Here is a 14,970-nt window from a genome sequence, read left to right as displayed (position 1 = left end):
TGACCCTGGCGCTGCCCGGCTGACCCATGGGCGCCAAACTCCGACCACAGCCCCTCCGTCCCTCCCCCCTCGATGAGCGACACCTTCGATCTGATCGTGCTCGGCGCCGGCTCCGGCGGCCTGGCCGCCGCCAAGCGGGCCGCTTCCTACGGAGCCCGCGTGGCGATCGTGGAGGGAGACCGGGTGGGCGGCACCTGCGTGATCCGCGGCTGCGTGCCCAAGAAGCTGCTGGTGTACGGCTCGGCTTACCGGCACCTGCTCGCCGATGCCGCCAGCTACGGCTGGAGCATCGGTGAGGTGCGCCACGATGCCGCGACACTGCTGGCCAATGTGCGCGCCGAGGTGGACCGGCTCAACACACTGCACATCGGCTTTCTGGAGAAGGCCGGCGTCGAGCTGGTGCGGGGCTGGGGCCGCTTCAGCGGGCCGAACGGCATCACGGTGACCGCCTCAGACGGCAACGTGCGCGAACTGCGCGGCGAGCGCATCCTGATCGCGGTGGGCGGCAGGCCCCACCGCCCCGAAATCCCGGGCGCCGACCTCGGCTGGGTGAGCGATGACATGTTCGAGCTGGAGACGCTGCCGCAGTCGATGGTGGTGGTGGGTGCCGGCTTCATCGCCTGTGAATTCGCCTGCATCCTGCGCGGCCTGGGCGTGCAGGTGACGCAGCTGGTGCGCGGCGATCATCTGCTGCGCGGTTTCGACCGCGAGGCCTCTGGCGCAGTGCGGGAGGGCATGGAGGCCGCCGGCATCGACATCCGCTTCGCCCATTCCCCCGCCGCGATCACCGGCGACTGCGCCCCCGGAGATTTCACGGTCACCACCCAGAGCGGCGAGGCCATCTCCTGCGGGGGTGTGCTGCTGGCCACCGGCCGGCGCCCCTTCCTGCAGGGCCTCAATCTCGAAGCCGCCGGCGTCGCCATCGAAGGGCACCGCATCCCGGTGGATGCCGATCAGCGCACCAACGTGCCGGGCATCTACGCCGTCGGCGATGTGACGGACCGCATCTGCCTGACGCCGGTGGCGGTGGATGAAGGACGCGCCTTCGCCGACACCATCTACGGCAACAAGCCCCGCCGGGTGGATCACAGCCTGGTGGCCAGCGCCGTGTTCTCCCAGCCGGAACTGGCCGGCGTGGGCCTGACGGAGGAGCAGGCGATCGAGCGCTGCGGCCGCGAGGGCATCCGCGTGCACCGCGCCCGCTTCCGGCCGATGAGCCAGGCCCTGCCGGCCACCGGCCCCAGGGTGCTGCTCAAGCTGATCGTGGAGCGCTCCAGCGGCAGGGTGCTCGGGGCCCACATGGTGGGCGAACACGCCGCCGAGATCATTCAGATGGCGGCGGTCGCCATCGGCATGGGCGCCACCAAGGCCGACTTCGACCGCACGATGGCGCTGCACCCCTCGGTGGCCGAGGAGTTCGTGACGATGCCGGATTGAACAACCCAGCGCTTGATGACCCACAACACTCCGGAGGTGCCGCCCTTGCCCCCTCACCACGGAGCTGATCCCGGCGAGGTGCACCTGGGGGCCCAGGGCAACCGTAAGCGCCCCGAAGACCAAAGCCCGCAGGTCGGTGCTGACGCGAACAGGGCGGTATCCGCGTCAGCTGCGGTCCGGGCCGGCTTCAGGCTCAGAGATCGTCCTCGGCGTTGGGCTTCACGGTGCAGTCGCTGAGGGGATAGCTGACACACAGCAGGGCGAAACCCTCGGCGATCTGGTCATCATCGAGGAAGCTCTGATCCGATTGATCCACACTGCCCTTGAGGATCTTGCCGGCACAGGTGCTGCAGGCGCCGGCTCGGCAGGAATAGGGCAGGTCGATGCCCTGCTCCTCGGCGGCATCAAGGATGTAGGTGTCATCAGGGCAGGTGAAACTGCCGCCGCCTTCGAGGGTGATCGTGTAGCTGGCCATGGGGACTATCACGGACTCCCGATGACTTAGGCGGTGCCGCCGCGCGCTGCTGTCGCCTGCGCGACCGGCGTCATCGAAACAGCATCGACAGGCCCCATCCCCCCAAGGGGCCACTCCAGGAGCACCATCGCGCTCACACCGTCGCCAGACCACGCTCGTTGAACATGCCCTCGAACAGCACCGAACTGAGGTAGCGCTCGCCCGAATCCGGCAGCACCACGACGATCGTGCGGCCGCGGAAGGCCTCCTCATGGGCCAGCCGCAGGGCCGCCACCGTGGCGGCGCCGCAGGAGATGCCGGCGAGGATGCCCTCCTCGCGCATCAGACGGCGCGCCATCGTCACCGCCTCCTCGTCGCTCACCGTCTCGACCCGATCGACCAACGACAGATCGAGGTTGTCGGGCACGAAGCCGGCGCCGATGCCCTGGATCTTGTGGGGCCCGGGCTTGAGCGCCTCACCAGCGATCGTCTGGCTGATCACCGGGCTGTTGACCGGCTCCACGGCCACCGACACCAGCGGCCTGCCCAGCGTCTGCTTGATGTACCGGCTCACGCCGGTGATCGTGCCGCCGGTGCCCACGCCCGCCACCAGGACATCCACGCATCCATCGGTGTCCTCCCAGATCTCCGGGCCGGTGGTGTCGTGGTGGATGCGGGGATTGGCCGGATTCATGAACTGCTGCAGCATCACGTAGCGATCCGGATCGGATTCGGCCAGCTCGCGGGCGGCAGCGATCGCCCCGCTCATCCCCATGCGCCCTTCGGTGAGCACCAGCCGTGCCCCGTAGGCCGTGAGCAGCTTGCGACGCTCCAGGCTCATCGTCTCCGGCATGGTCAGCGTGAGCGGAATGCCGCGCGAGGCCGCCACGAAGGCCAGTGCGATGCCGGTGTTGCCGCTGGTGGGTTCGATCAGCTCCTTGCCGGGCCCGAGCAGGCCATCCCTCTCCGCCTGCCAGATCATCGCCGCGCCGATGCGGCACTTGATCGAATAAGCGGGATTGCGCCCCTCGATCTTGGCCAGAATCCGGGCTCCGGCCCCGTCGCTGACGCGATTCAGCTGCACCAGGGGTGTGCGGCCGATGCTGAGACTGTTATCGGCGTAGATGGAGCTCATCAGGGCGGCGAAACGGACAGATCGGTTCTGGCGGCACCCTAGTCAGAGCCGGTGAGGATTCCTGCCCCTTCCGCCCTTCCCTGAATCTCCCGTGATCCGGGGGGCGGCTGGCGCCACTCAACCGGCCAGGGCCGCCACACCCCCGCAGAGCCGCTGCAGGGCTTCCTCCAGCGGGTCAGGCGCGAGCAGGCCATAGCTGAGGCGCAGCACGGCGTCACCCCCTGTGGCCGGCAGACCGAAGCTCTCCCCAGGCAGGGCCGCCACACCGTGCTCGCGGATCAGCCGCTCCACCAGCTCCAACCCGGACAGGGGGGTGCGCACCTGCAAGAGGGCATAGAAGGCGCCGTCGGGTTCGCGCAGCAGCGTGGCGGGGAGGCCCTGATCCTGGGCCTGAGCCAGGGTCTGGAGCACCTGGGTGCGGCGATGGCGGATCGTCGCAAGCCGCGGCTCCAGCCAGGTGGGCCCTGCGGCCAGGGCCGCCAGGGCGGCCCGCTGGTTCAGGCGCGGCGGGCAGATCAGATTGGTGTCCTGCACCTTCGCCAGGGCCGGCAGCAGCCGCTGCGGCACGGCCGCGTAGCCCAGCCGCCAGCCCGCCATGCCGTAGGCCTTGGAGAACGACTGCAGCGTCACCGTGTGGGCGGCCGCCCCTGCTGCCGCCGCCGGACTCCAGTGCGGAACCGTGCCATGCACGAAGGCGGCGTAGGCCTCATCACTGATGTGCAGGAGGCCGCGGCTGGCGCAGAGAGCGTTGATCGCCGCCAGCCGCTCCGGCGGCATCACCACACCGCTGGGATTATTGGGCGACACCGTGACGATGGCACGGCTGCGGGGGGTGATCGCCGCCTCGAGCACCGGCAGGTCGGGGATCAGGCCGGCATCGGGCAGCACCGGAACACCGCCGGCAAGCTGCACGGCCATGACGTGGTTGAAGTACCAGGGCGCCGGCAGGATCACCTCATCGCCGGGATCGCAGAGCACCTGCATCAGGGTCTTGAAGGCCATGTTGCTGCCGGCCGTCACCAACAGAGCGGCCCCCTCCAGATCGAGGCCGTGCCGATTCCGGAGATGGGAGGCCAGTGCCTCCAGAAGCTCCGGATCCCCCTGCATCGGGCCGTAGCGATCGAGCGCCGCGGCCGCCCCTGCTTCAGTCCGGGCAGCAGCCAGGACCTCCTGGAGCCCCGCGAGCACCTCCGGAGGCGGGCCCCAGTCCACCATGCCCTGGGCCATCGACAGGGTGCCGGGGTGGGCGGCGGTGAGAGTCCCGACGAGAGGGATCACCGGCTCGAGCACCGATGCCAGGCGGCGGGCAGGCTCGACGGAGGCTCTCTGGAGGGACATCAGGGCAAGGCAGCCGGATCTGCTGGCATGCTGCCGCGCGGGGCCGGCGCCAGGACTGGCAACCGACCCGCAGGTTCCGGGCATCCCTGCAGTCGGCCCGGACCGGGATTCCGGCCGCGAGCGCCAGGAGCGGGACACGTTCTGCGGGCTGCTCAGCCCTCCAGAGGCAGCAACAGCTCCAGCAGCGCCCCGCCGGAGGGATGGTCGCCGGCGCGGATGCGGCCACCGTGAGCGTGGGCGATCTGCTGCACGATCGCCAGCCCCAGACCGGTGCCGCCCTGCTGGCCGCGAGCCCGGGACGGATCGCCGCGATAGAAGCGCTCGAACAGGCGGCGGCTGTCCTCCTCGCTGAGACCCGGCCCCTGATCGCGCACGCTCAGCCGGCACCAGCCGGAGCGCAGCCGGATGCCCACGTGGATGGTGCCGCCGTCAGGGCTGAAACGGATGGCGTTGTCGAGCAGGTTGAGCAGAGCCCGGTGCAGACGTGAACTGTCAGCGGAGACCACCGCGGCGGCCTCAGCGGGCTCCACCTGCAGCTCCAGGTGGATGTCGCGCGGCTCCGCCAGCGGCCGCAGGCCCATCCACACCTGCCGCACCAGCTCAGGCAGATCGACGGCACTGCGACGAAGACCATCGCGGGGCAGCGTGTTCTCCAGGCGCGAGAGCTCCAGCAGATCACCCACCAGGGCCTGCAGGCGCCGCAGCTCCCGCTGCAACCGCTCCACCAGCACCGCATTGCCGCTGTTCACCTGGGCCGCGAGGCTGTCACCCACCAGCAGCAGAGCCGTCAGCGGCGTCTTGAGCTCATGGGCCACATCGGACACCCAGCGCTCCTGCTGCTCCAGCTGCGCCTCGAGCGAACGACGACTCTGCAGCAGCACCGCCACCCAGCCGGCCTCGCCGGGCAGTGCGAACAGCTCCAGCTCCTCCCCGGGGCGCTGCCATTCCAGCCGCTGCAACCGGCCGCGGCGACGGGCATCGCGCACCAGCTCCGCCAGCTCCGGGGCATCGCAGACCCGCTGCAGGGGCAGAGCATGGAGCAGGGCCGGTCCACCCACCTCCAGCAGGCGCTCGGCGCGCGGATTGAGCAGCCGCACCACATCGTCGCCATCGATGATCAGCCAGCCAGTCGGAGCGGCCTCCAGCCAGCGCAGCAGCTGCGCCGGTGCCAGACCCGCCAGGCGCCGGACCCGGCGGCGGCTGCGACGCGTCCACAGCAGCGTCAGAACCACCCCCAGCAGGAGACCGAGGGGCAGAGCCAGGGGGCCGAACAGCAGAGGGACGGGGCTCACCGGCCGCGGTCAGCCGAAGCGGTAGCCGAAGCCGCGCACCGTGATCAGGTGCTCCGGCGCGGAGGGGTTGGCCTCCAGCTTCTCGCGCAGCCAGCGGATGTGCACATCCACCGTCTTGCTGTCGCCGAAGTAATCGACGCCCCACACCTGCTCCAGCAGCTTGTCGCGGCTCCAGACGCGCCGGGGATGCTGCATGAACAACTCCAGCAGCCGGTATTCCTTCGGCGAGAGATTCACCTCGAGGCCATCGCGGGTGACGCGGCACTCCTCCGGATACAGGGCGAGGTTGGCGTGCTGCAGCACCACCGGCCCGGGCTCGGCGGCCGGCTGGGAGCGGCGCAGCAGGGCGCGGCAGCGGGCGACCAGCTCGCGCATCCCGAAGGGCTTGATCAGATAGTCGTCGGCGCCGATCTCGAGGCCCAGCACCCGGTCGGCCTCGCTGTCGCGGGCACTCACCACGAGAATCGGGGTGCGGTCGCCGACCTGGCGCAGCTGGCGGCACACCTCAAGGCCACCGAGGCCGGGCAGCATCAGATCGAGGACCACCAGCGAAAAGGGCGGTTCACCCTCCCCGATCTGCAGATGCTTGAGGGCGTCGCGGCCATTGCCGCAGGCCGTGACCTCAAAACCCTCCAGACAGAGGGCATCGCGGATCGTCTCGCGGATCGTGTCGTCGTCCTCGACCAGGAGGAGGGAGGCTTGCATCTCCCCACTCTCGCCGCTGAGGGGGGTCTCCCAGAAGGATGCGATCACCGGTGGCGTGATCAACGGAGCCGATGTCCTGACGAGGCGGGGGGGTGGCTGATCACCAGACGGCGCTGGCCATCGAGCTGCAGCCAGCCCTCCTGACGCAGCAGGCCGATCACGCGGGTGACGGTGACGCGGGTGGTGCCCAGGGCGCTGGCCACCTCCTGGTGGGTAAGGCGCAGATCAAGGCGCAGCCCCTCCTCGCAGTGCTGGCCGTAATCAAGGGCCAGCAGCTCGAGGAAGCCGCGCACCCGCTCCTCCACTCGCCGCAGGCCCATCAGGGCCAGCAGAGCCTGGGACTGGCGATAGCGGCGGCTGACAGCCTCGAGCAGGGCCAGGGAGAGGGTGGGATTGGCGCGCACCTCATCCATCGACAGACAGAGCAGGTCGGTGTCGCAGAGCGTGCGGGCCTCAAAGGCCTCCACATCGGTGAGCGGCTCACCGAACGGCTCGTTCGGGCCGGCCAGGCCCAGAAGCAGCTCATCGCCGTGGATGGTGAGAGCGCCCAGCTTGACCATGCCACGCACCACCAGCCAGATCGAGTGGCGCAGCAGCGGCACCTGGCTGCCGCAGGCGAGCTGCACAAGATTGCGCTTGCGGAAGCTCGTCTCCAGAAAATCGCGGAAAGCGTCGCTGCCGGCTGCTTCGCGGAACGGCGTCACCACCATGGGAAATCGAGCGGTTGTTGGCAAACCTAAACAGAGTCGTGGGCGAGCCAATCAAGGCACGATCAACAGGTGGTTAAGGCGGGGATAAGGGTTCTGAGGGAACCTTCTCATGCCTCCCCTCGCCTGTGCAGCCATGGGAACCCTCCCATGAAAAATCCCCCGTCTCCGGGGGATTCCCTGCAGCCGGCGGGCACCGGCCACAGGGAAAGAGAGGAGCATTCAGCTCACTTGCCGATGCTCTTCACGGCGTTGCGGGCCTGGCTGAGGATGGAACCCTTGAGGGGAACGTAGCCGAGGTCGTCGGCCTGATTCTGAGCAGCGGAACTGAGCAGAATATTCATCGCCTTCTGGATCGCTGGAGCCTTGGCACCATTGCCGCTCTTGTAGGCGAGAATCCAGGTGAGGGTGGAGATGGGGTAGCTGTCGGCACCGGCGGGATTGGGATCCTCCCCGGCGAGCATGCTGTTGAGCTTGATGTTGTTCAGAGCCGCGGCACCACCCCGCAGGTTGGGCATCACGAAGCGACCGGCCCGGTTCTGCAGGGCAGCCGCCTTGATCCTTCCCTTGACGAACGCCTGGTTCAGATAGCCGATCGAACCTGGGGTGTTGGAGATCAGCGCAGCCACGCCTTCATTGCCCTTGCCGCCCACGCCGACGGGCCATTTGACGGCCTTGCCCTCACCCACCTTGCTCTTCCACTCCGGCGAGAAGGCGGAGAGGGAATTGGTGAAGGCGAAGGTGGTGCCGGAGCCGTCGGAGCGATGGGCGACGGTGATCGGACCCTTGCCGCATTTCAGCTGCTCCCAGGTCCTGATCTTTCCGAGGAAGATGTCGACAGCCTGCTTCTGGGTGAGCCGCAGTGAGGGGCAATCCGGCTTGTTGAAGGCGATGGCGATGGTGCCGCCCACGGCGGGAAACTGCACGACGCCGCGCTTCACCTTGGCGACTTCGGAAGCTTTGATCGGTTCGTCGGTGGCGCCGAAGTCCACGGTGCCGGCCACGAACTGGCGCACACCGGCGCCGGAGCCGACCGACTGGTAGTTCACCCGCACGCCCTGAGACGCAGCGCCGGCGAAGACGCGTTGATAGAAGGGAGCCGGGAAGGAGGCTCCGGCGCCGTTGAGCGTGGCCTGGGCCAGTGCCGCGGCGGACGTCAACGCGCCGGCGCCGAGGAGGGTCATGCCACTGGCAAACAGGGCCTTCTTCGCGAAGGTCATTGAAGCGCCTTGGAGGGGGTCACTCCTTAGATAACGAACCGCCGACCCCTCGGTCGTTAGGAGGCGTTTAAGGCTTGCTCAAGAACAGGCGATCCAGCCTGGACGGGGCCGGCAGGCAGGGTTCGGATCCGGCGGACACCCTTCAGCCGCTCGGGCCTGAAACGATCGCTAAGGTGCAGGCCCTCCGGGCAGTCCCGTGGCGAGCGACGGACCTCCCCCCTCCGACCGGACACCGCCGCCTGCGGACCGTCCCGCCGTGGGGCCGGTCCGCTCGCCCATGGAGGCCCACGGCTCCTATCGCGGTCGCGACTGGTCGCCGCAGCGGCTGGTGTTCCACCACAACCTTGAATCCTTCGCCGAACAGGTGGGGCTGATCGTGGGCCTCCAGAGCAACGGCAAGCTCAGCCAGGAGCAGGCCTATGCCCAGATCCGCCGGCTCTGGAAGGGGCTCAAGCAAAGCAAGGACACGCTGATCGACGGCCAGGGCTGAGCGGATTTCAAAACCAGGCCAGCGCCCGGTCATTCGGCGCGCTCACGCGCTTGTTCAGACCGCGGTTTCACCGCGGTCATTCGGAGCGGCCAGCCGCGAGTTCAGACCGCGTTGCCACGCGGTCATTCGGCGCGCTCACGCGCTTGTTCAGACCGCGGTTTCACCGCGGTCATTCGGCGCGGCCAGCCGCGACACACCCCGGGCAGAGGGCGCGGACGTTGAGGACGCACTCGAGCAGCTGGAAGCCATGGCCGTCGGCGGCGGCGTTGCCGGCAGCGAGCACGGCGGCATTCTCGAACTCCTCCGTGCGGCCGCAGCGGACACAGACCAGATGGTGATGATCGCGGTGGCTGGCTCCGGCGAGCTCGAAGCGCCGACCGCCTTCCGGCAGCTCCAGCTCCTGCAGCAGCCCCATCGAGCTCAGCAGCCGCAGGGTGCGGTACACCGTCGCCAGCGACACCCGCCCCTCGGAGCCCAGCAACCGCTGATGCACCTCCTCGGCGCTGAGATGGCTGCCTTCACCAAGCCCCTCGAACAGATCAAGGATGCGCTGGCGCTGCGGCGTGAGCCGCTGGCCTCGGTTGTGGAGACTGGTCCTCAGAGCAGCGCTGGTGAGCGCCGGCTCCTGGCGAGAGGACGCAGGCTGAGTGGGGGGAAGCACCAGGAAGGCTCGGCGATTCTCAACAGTAAGTCCTATTGCGAAGAACGGCCAGAGACGGCCAGCCGCTCATCCGCTCCCACCAGAGCCGCCGTCAGCACATCCGCCAGCGTCACCACCAGGCGATAGCTGAGCGCCACCGCCAGCAGCGAGGCCTGCGGCAGCTCCACTGCCAGACGCAGCAGCAGCACCGCCTCGAACACCCCCAGCCCGCCGGGAGCGCCCGGCACCACCAGGCCGACCGTCCAGGCCAGAGCGAAACCGCCCAGCCAGGTCCAGACGTCGAGGCTGAGCTGCAGGTCGAAGGCCCAGACGCAGGCCCAGAAACCGGCAAAGCGCAGCAGCACGAACAGCAGTTCGACCAGCAGAGGCCCCCACGGCCAGATCGCCGGCAAAGCCGCAGCGCCGGTCTCGCCGGCAGCCAGTTCCTGCTCCAGCGACTGGCTGAGACCCAGCTGACGGGCCCGCTGTCGCTCCAGACGCAGCAACAGGGGCTGCAGCCAGCGGGGGTGGAGCAGCAGCAGCGGCAACAGGCAGAGAACCGCCAGGCCGTTCTGCCATCCCCCCAGCGGCACCAGCGCCAGGGCGGCCACTGCCGCCAGCAGCGGATCGAGCAGGGTGGCCACCAGAGCCGGAGCCGTGCCCGTCGGTCCATCCTGGAGAGGAGCGCCCTCCTGACGCAGGGCCTGCACGCGGGCGGCCAGGTGCCAGATGCCCCCCGGGAGGTACTTGCGCAGGTTGGAGCTCACATAGAGGCTGACCAGGGGTGCGGGCCGTGGCCGCAGGCCCCGCCAGCGCAGGATCACGACCCAGGCCAGCCCGTTCACCAGCAGGCTCAGCCCCTGCAGCCCCACCGCCAGCAGCAGCCACCACCAGCCCTGGGCATCCAGGCTGAGCTGCAGCAGCTGTCGCCCGTGACCCAGCAGAGCCGCCAGCACGAAGCCAAGACTCAGGCAGGTGATCCAGGGGCGCAGGCCCCCGGGCAATGAGAGGCGGGGCAGCCGAAGGCCTGCCGCCTTCAGACCCGGCAGCGTGAGGCCTGCGAACGCGCGGCCGGGCTGTTCCGCACGGGCGGAGCGGGCCATCGACTGCCCGGTGTCGGTGCCGGGGTCGGAGAGGACCGATGCAGCGGGATCGGCAGACCCATCAACCTTGCGGCCAGCACCCGGCCGCCACCGACATCGGGCCGCAGACGCAGCGACGGCATGACCGGCGGCGAGGAGGCGACTCCACAGCGAGGCGATCCAGGGCGTCATGGCTGGCGAGGAGGGGAAGAGGTGGCCTGCGGTGGGGGTGGTGCGCCGGGAACGGGCGGGGCGAACCAGGGATCGGCCGCTTCGATCAGGGCCTGACGCACCCTTCGGCGCACATCGGCCAGGGGTAGATCCTGACGCCGCGCGATGGCGGCCAGATCGTCATGCTCGATCTTCACCCGGGCGCCGCCGCCGGGTAGCAGGGCCCGCTTCAGCCCCACTTCTCCCAGCGGGGTGCTCGCCCGCCGCTGACTGCGCTCCAGCACCCAACGCGGCTGCAGGCTCTCGCGCACGCCGAGGCTGCTGCTGTGGCGCCACCAGACACGGCGCAGCGCTGACGCAGCCTGCAGCGGTGCCAGGACGCTGAGCAGAGTCCCGGGCCGCCCCTTCTTCATCGCGATCGGCTGGCAGAACACCTCCAGCGCCCCCGCCCGCTGCAGCTCCTCCAGCAGGAAGGACAGATCCTCTGCCGTGGCATCGTCGATCTGGCACTGCTGCAGCACCACGGTTTCCAGGCGCTCCCCCTCGAGACGCTCCATCTCCGGCCCCGTGGGAGCCCCGCCCATCTCGATGCCCTCCGGCGACACCGGCGGCGCCTCAGGCCAGGGGCGCGCCAGAGTGATCCGCAGGAGATTGGGGCGGTCCAGCTCCCGGGTTCCCAGGCCCACACCCACTCGCTCCGGCAGGACGGCCGGTGGCGGCGCGAACCGGTCGGCCCAGCAGGCCATCAACGCCAGACCGGTGGGGGTGGTGAGCTCCCCCGGCGGGAAATCCTCGCTGCCGGCCAGCGGGATCCCGCCGCGGCGGGCGATCTCCAGCACCGCCGGAGCCGGCAACGGCAACCGCCCATGGGCGGTGCCCACGCAGCCGTGGCCGGCGGGTGGCACACCGCAGATCAGCCGTTCGACGCCGAAGTGCAACAGGCCGGCACACACCCCGACGATGTCCACGAGGGCGTCGAGGGCACCCACCTCATGAAAATGCACATGCTCGGGCGCGTGCCCATGGACGGCCGCCTCCGCCTCCGCCAGCAGGGCGAACACCGCCAGCACCCTTGCTCGCAGAGGCTCCGCCAGAGGAGCCTCGTCCAGCAGGCGCTTCAGATCCCGCCAGTGCCGATGCGGCGGCTCGCTCTCCAGGCTCTCCACCCGCAGCCGCAGGCCGCGTAGACCACCGCTGCGGCCCTCAGCCCGCTCCAGCCTGTAGCGACCCTGCAGGCCCAGAGCCCGCAGGGGGTGATGCAGCACCGCCTCATCGAGCCCCAGATCGAACAGCGCCGCCAGCAACATGTCGCCGGCCAGACCGGTGGGGCAATCGACGAGCGCCAGCGTCATTGCGCTGAGGAAGCGGACCCGGCGGAGCGATGACCCAGCCGCGGAGCCTCGACCAGCAGCAGCTCCGCGCGCCGCTCCAGATCCTGACGGTGCTCCCTCAGCAGCCGCTCCACCTCGCGGCGGGCCTGGCGCTGCTCCCGCTGGGCCGTGGCGACATCGAACCCGGACAGGCCCCAGAGCTGGCCGAGCAGGGCGCTGTCATCGGCGCCACCGCGGGCAGCCTCCCCGTAGATCAGCCGCTCGGCCGCCATACCGGCCTGAAGCACCCGGCTCCAGCGTCGCAGCTCCTCCACCGGCAGTCGGGCCCGGCCGGGCGCGTCGAAGACCGTGCTGCCACCGCTGCTCAGGCCCGCCCGCAGACAGGCCAGGCTGCCGACCAGCACCTGCCGCACGGGCAGAGCCTCCGCCTCGGCCACCAGGCAATGCCCGGCCTCATGGATGGCGATGCGGCGGAGTCGGCGGACCCCGCCGGGGAGCGCCTCAGCCAGCAGATGGCCGCCACGGCCTCCGAAGCGGGCGGCATCGACACTGAGGGAGCCAAGGCCCAGAACGGTCAGCAGCGTGATCCACCAGGGCGAGACGCCCAGCGCCGGTCCATAGACCGCAGCCAGGCTGATCGCCAGCACCGCCAGCCCGGCCGCGACCGGATCCATCTCAGCGGCTGGGTCGACTGATCGCCCGGCTGCGGGTCACCGGACGCGGTGCCTCCCCCGGCTCTGCCGTGGCCGCCGTGGCAGGCAGGGGCCGACGTTCCCGCCGCACAGCCCCGTCCTCGGGGCCTCGGCGTCGCTTGCCGCCGCGGTTGCCCCGCTGGGCCAGCGGACCGATCACCTCGCAGGACTCCACGGTCAGGGCCTGGCCCTGGCGCCGGACATCGAGCGACACGAAGTGGCGCAGATGCTCGAGAGGGATCACGCCGCGCAGCTGGAGCTTGAACGGCACCGGACGGCTGCCGTCGGGGCGCGGCTGCTGGCGCACCTTGATCACCAGCTCACCGGTCTCGGGACGGGTGTAGATCAGCTCGCCGCGGATCGAAAAGTAGTCATCGCCCTCCGGCAGGACATCCGCTGCGCCGGCATCGGTGGCCTCCGGGTCGAGGCTGCTGGGCTCCCACACGCCGACCATCTGCAGGTGCAGGCTGTCCTGCTCGCGGATGCGCGGGTAGACCACCCAGAGATGGGGTTGCTCGGCGTCGAGGTGACGGCGCATCAGGGTGAGCAGGCGGCCGAGCACGACCGCTTCGATCTCCTGGCCCTCAGCGGTTCGGATCAGGCCGCGGGTGGGATGGTCGGCATCGGTGGGCACGTACTGACCACGCACGACACCGATGGCCCGGTACTGCATCGGCTCGGTGACCGGGGAGATGGGGTGCTGGCGCATGAGCAGGTTCGGGTGGGCCCCACCGCGAGGCAGGGGCGGCATCCGGCCGCCCGGCCAATGTAACCAGCAGCGGCGGTAGCCTCCGGTCCTGATGTGTCTCCCCGGTTCAGGCGGTCCGGCGCGGATGAGGGCAGTTGAGAAGCCATGACGCGCTGCCACACCATGAGGCGCCGCTGCAGCAGGCTGGCCGGAAAACCACCTTCCAGGGAGCGCCACCGCCCCGCCCGGTGTGGCTGTCGCTGAGCAGATGACGGAATCGACACCGAGGCGTGCCCGGCTGGGGGCCCTGCTGCTCGCACTGGCCCTGCTCGCGGGGGCCGCCGCCAGCGGCTGGTGGCTGGGCCGCCGCCAGCGCCCGCCGGCCACGACACCGACACCTGCCAATGCGCGGCTGGAGCGGGAGGTCCGCAGCCTGCGGCAGCAGCTGCAAGGACAGCAGGCCAGCCCAGCCGAACAGCAGCGACTGCTGGAGCTGCTCGTGGCCCTCAACCGCCGCCAGGAAGCGATCGCCGTGCTGGAACCACTGGCCGACCGCGAGCCGGACCGCTGGTCCCTGCGGCTGCTGCTGGCGGAACTGCGCCGCGACCAGGGCGACCGTGCCGGCGCCCAGCGGGAGCTGCGCATGATCCTCAATCGCCGCAGCGATCAGATGGAAGCTCTACAGCTGATGACGCTGCTGCAGCTGGAACAGGGCCAGGGCAACCAGGCCGAGAACCAGGTGAAGGCCGCCTATCAGAAGGCGATGCGACCACCGGTGCAGCCCCAGGCCATGGGACTCGGGCTGCTGCTGGCGGATCTGCAGCAGCGGCGCGGTCAGATTCCCGCCGCGATGGCGACCTATCGCCGGCTGGCCACCGAATTTCCTGACGACCAGCGGCCGCTGATCGCCCTCGCCCTGCTGCGGAAACAGCAGGGCGACCGCAATGGCGCCCTCGACGCTCTCAATCAGGCCCGCCAGCGGCTGCGGGATCCCAGCAAGGGGGATCCGCGCCTGGATCGGCTTGCGGCCAGCTGGGGACTGGCCTCGCTCAGAGGGCAGGACGCTGGGGCGTCGAACCGGACGGGCTCTGGGGAGTCGCGGACGGCGCCCACACCGGCGCCGTCCCCACAGGACGGGTCGAGCCGCTGACATCGCCGGTGGCGGCCTGATCGGGACCGGCGGCTGCCGGTGACGACTGGGCTTCGAGCTGCTGGAGGGCCTGATCGATCGCCGAGGCCGGCGGGGTGGCCTCATCCATCGCCGTGCTGCGCCGGATCTTGTTCATCAGATCGATCGGATTGGTGGAATCCAAGATCGAACCGCTGTTGGGGCGGCCGGTGCCGCCGTCATAGAGCTGACGCTCCATCGGCGTGTTGCCGAGGGTCTGGCCGTAGCCGGCCTGCTGGGCGGCCGCCGGTGCGGGGGTGAGAAGGAGCGGCGAGGAGAGCGTTGCCACCGCCAGGAAGGCCGGAATCCGGCCGGGCCGCAGCCGACGCTGCGGCAGGGATCGGACCCGCAGTTCGCTGAACATGGCTCAGTGCCGAAGTCGGCAGTCAATGGAGTCGCTCGATGTTAGGAGAACCGCTC

Annotated in this window: 16 protein-coding genes; 3 read left to right on the top strand and 13 right to left on the bottom strand. The window is 70.0% G+C overall.

Going from position 1 to position 14,970, the window contains the following annotated elements; all coding sequences use genetic code 11:
* Positions 1–72 precede the first annotated feature (72 nt).
* Positions 73–1,437: a glutathione-disulfide reductase gene (gene gorA, locus H8F25_RS16935; protein ID WP_197211411.1), complete on the top strand. Its 1,365-nt coding sequence runs from the start codon at positions 73–75 to the stop codon at positions 1,435–1,437.
* Positions 1,438–1,630: 193 nt separating this feature from the next.
* Here the strand turns inward: gorA and H8F25_RS16930 are convergent, their stop codons facing one another.
* The 7 genes from H8F25_RS16930 to pstS form a co-directional block, all read right to left on the bottom strand.
* Positions 1,631–1,912, bottom strand: a complete 282-nt coding sequence (locus H8F25_RS16930) for a 2Fe-2S iron-sulfur cluster-binding protein (RefSeq protein ID WP_197211410.1) — start codon at positions 1,910–1,912, stop codon at positions 1,631–1,633.
* 133 nt (positions 1,913–2,045) lie between these two features.
* On the bottom strand, positions 2,046–3,026 hold the full coding sequence (gene cysK, locus H8F25_RS16925; protein ID WP_197211409.1) for a cysteine synthase A: 981 nt from the start codon (positions 3,024–3,026) through the stop codon (positions 2,046–2,048).
* A 117-nt stretch (positions 3,027–3,143) separates the two neighbouring features.
* Positions 3,144–4,364, bottom strand: a complete 1,221-nt coding sequence (locus H8F25_RS16920) for an aminotransferase class I/II-fold pyridoxal phosphate-dependent enzyme (RefSeq protein ID WP_197211408.1) — start codon at positions 4,362–4,364, stop codon at positions 3,144–3,146.
* A gap of 152 nt (positions 4,365–4,516) precedes the next feature.
* Positions 4,517–5,656 carry a cell wall metabolism sensor histidine kinase WalK gene (locus H8F25_RS16915; RefSeq protein WP_231596936.1) on the bottom strand — a complete coding sequence of 380 codons (1,140 nt, stop codon included), beginning with the start codon at positions 5,654–5,656 and terminating at the stop codon, positions 4,517–4,519.
* Between the two features lie 9 nt (positions 5,657–5,665).
* Positions 5,666–6,361 (bottom strand): response regulator transcription factor, encoded by a 696-nt coding sequence (locus tag H8F25_RS16910; protein WP_197211407.1) that lies wholly within the window; start codon positions 6,359–6,361, stop codon positions 5,666–5,668.
* 59 nt (positions 6,362–6,420) lie between these two features.
* Entirely contained in the window at positions 6,421–7,071 is a 651-nt protein-coding gene (locus H8F25_RS16905) for a Crp/Fnr family transcriptional regulator (protein ID WP_197211406.1), read from the bottom strand.
* A 224-nt stretch (positions 7,072–7,295) separates the two neighbouring features.
* Positions 7,296–8,288: a phosphate ABC transporter substrate-binding protein PstS gene (gene pstS, locus H8F25_RS16900; protein WP_197211405.1), complete on the bottom strand. Its 993-nt coding sequence runs from the start codon at positions 8,286–8,288 to the stop codon at positions 7,296–7,298.
* A 256-nt stretch (positions 8,289–8,544) separates the two neighbouring features.
* On the opposite strand from pstS, the gene H8F25_RS16895 reads away from it, so the two are divergent.
* Positions 8,545–8,778, top strand: coding sequence for a hypothetical protein (locus H8F25_RS16895; protein ID WP_370525771.1), 234 nt, complete (start codon positions 8,545–8,547; stop codon positions 8,776–8,778).
* Between the two features lie 169 nt (positions 8,779–8,947).
* Here the strand turns inward: H8F25_RS16895 and H8F25_RS16890 are convergent, their stop codons facing one another.
* The 5 genes from H8F25_RS16890 to H8F25_RS16870 form a co-directional block, all read right to left on the bottom strand.
* Positions 8,948–9,439: a Fur family transcriptional regulator gene (locus tag H8F25_RS16890; RefSeq protein WP_231596935.1), complete on the bottom strand. Its 492-nt coding sequence runs from the start codon at positions 9,437–9,439 to the stop codon at positions 8,948–8,950.
* Between the two features lie 32 nt (positions 9,440–9,471).
* Positions 9,472–10,521 carry a lysylphosphatidylglycerol synthase domain-containing protein gene (locus H8F25_RS16885; protein ID WP_197211403.1) on the bottom strand — a complete coding sequence of 350 codons (1,050 nt, stop codon included), beginning with the start codon at positions 10,519–10,521 and terminating at the stop codon, positions 9,472–9,474.
* A gap of 167 nt (positions 10,522–10,688) precedes the next feature.
* Positions 10,689–12,023, bottom strand: coding sequence for a nickel pincer cofactor biosynthesis protein LarC (gene larC, locus H8F25_RS16880; protein WP_197211402.1), 1,335 nt, complete (start codon positions 12,021–12,023; stop codon positions 10,689–10,691).
* Complete coding sequence (locus H8F25_RS16875; protein ID WP_197211401.1) at positions 12,020–12,676, bottom strand: hypothetical protein; 657 nt, start codon at positions 12,674–12,676, stop codon at positions 12,020–12,022. The genes larC and H8F25_RS16875 overlap by 4 nt, the downstream gene beginning before the upstream one ends.
* A 1-nt stretch (position 12,677) precedes the next feature.
* Positions 12,678–13,403 (bottom strand): hypothetical protein, encoded by a 726-nt coding sequence (locus H8F25_RS16870; RefSeq protein ID WP_231596934.1) that lies wholly within the window; start codon positions 13,401–13,403, stop codon positions 12,678–12,680.
* Positions 13,404–13,632: 229 nt separating this feature from the next.
* On the opposite strand from H8F25_RS16870, the gene H8F25_RS16865 reads away from it, so the two are divergent.
* A complete protein-coding gene (locus H8F25_RS16865; RefSeq protein WP_231596933.1) occupies positions 13,633–14,532 on the top strand; it encodes a lipopolysaccharide assembly protein LapB in 900 nt (299 codons plus the stop codon).
* Here the strand turns inward: H8F25_RS16865 and H8F25_RS16860 are convergent.
* A complete protein-coding gene (locus H8F25_RS16860) occupies positions 14,432–14,914 on the bottom strand; it encodes a hypothetical protein (protein WP_197211399.1) in 483 nt (160 codons plus the stop codon). The genes H8F25_RS16865 and H8F25_RS16860 overlap by 101 nt on opposite strands.
* Positions 14,915–14,970: the final 56 nt, after the last annotated feature.

This window comes from Synechococcus sp. CBW1004 (assembly GCF_015840715.1).
Classification (GTDB): domain Bacteria; phylum Cyanobacteriota; class Cyanobacteriia; order PCC-6307; family Cyanobiaceae; genus Cyanobium.
This window is presented reverse-complemented; position numbering and strand designations above follow the sequence as displayed.

Coding starts and splice junctions, on each gene's coding strand:
- H8F25_RS16870 (WP_231596934.1), bottom strand. CDS start 13,403: ATGCGCCAGCACCCCATCTCCCCGGTCACCGAGCCGATGCAGTACCGG.
- larC (WP_197211402.1), bottom strand. CDS start 12,023: ATGACGCTGGCGCTCGTCGATTGCCCCACCGGTCTGGCCGGCGACATG.
- H8F25_RS16875 (WP_197211401.1), bottom strand. CDS start 12,676: ATGGATCCGGTCGCGGCCGGGCTGGCGGTGCTGGCGATCAGCCTGGCT.
- cysK (WP_197211409.1), bottom strand. CDS start 3,026: ATGAGCTCCATCTACGCCGATAACAGTCTCAGCATCGGCCGCACACCC.
- pstS (WP_197211405.1), bottom strand. CDS start 8,288: ATGACCTTCGCGAAGAAGGCCCTGTTTGCCAGTGGCATGACCCTCCTC.
- H8F25_RS16860 (WP_197211399.1), bottom strand. CDS start 14,914: ATGTTCAGCGAACTGCGGGTCCGATCCCTGCCGCAGCGTCGGCTGCGG.
- H8F25_RS16910 (WP_197211407.1), bottom strand. CDS start 6,361: ATGCAAGCCTCCCTCCTCCTGGTCGAGGACGACGACACGATCCGCGAG.
- H8F25_RS16905 (WP_197211406.1), bottom strand. CDS start 7,071: ATGGTGGTGACGCCGTTCCGCGAAGCAGCCGGCAGCGACGCTTTCCGC.
- H8F25_RS16885 (WP_197211403.1), bottom strand. CDS start 10,521: ATGGCCCGCTCCGCCCGTGCGGAACAGCCCGGCCGCGCGTTCGCAGGC.
- gorA (WP_197211411.1), top strand. CDS start 73: ATGAGCGACACCTTCGATCTGATCGTGCTCGGCGCCGGCTCCGGCGGC.
- H8F25_RS16930 (WP_197211410.1), bottom strand. CDS start 1,912: ATGGCCAGCTACACGATCACCCTCGAAGGCGGCGGCAGTTTCACCTGC.
- H8F25_RS16920 (WP_197211408.1), bottom strand. CDS start 4,364: ATGTCCCTCCAGAGAGCCTCCGTCGAGCCTGCCCGCCGCCTGGCATCG.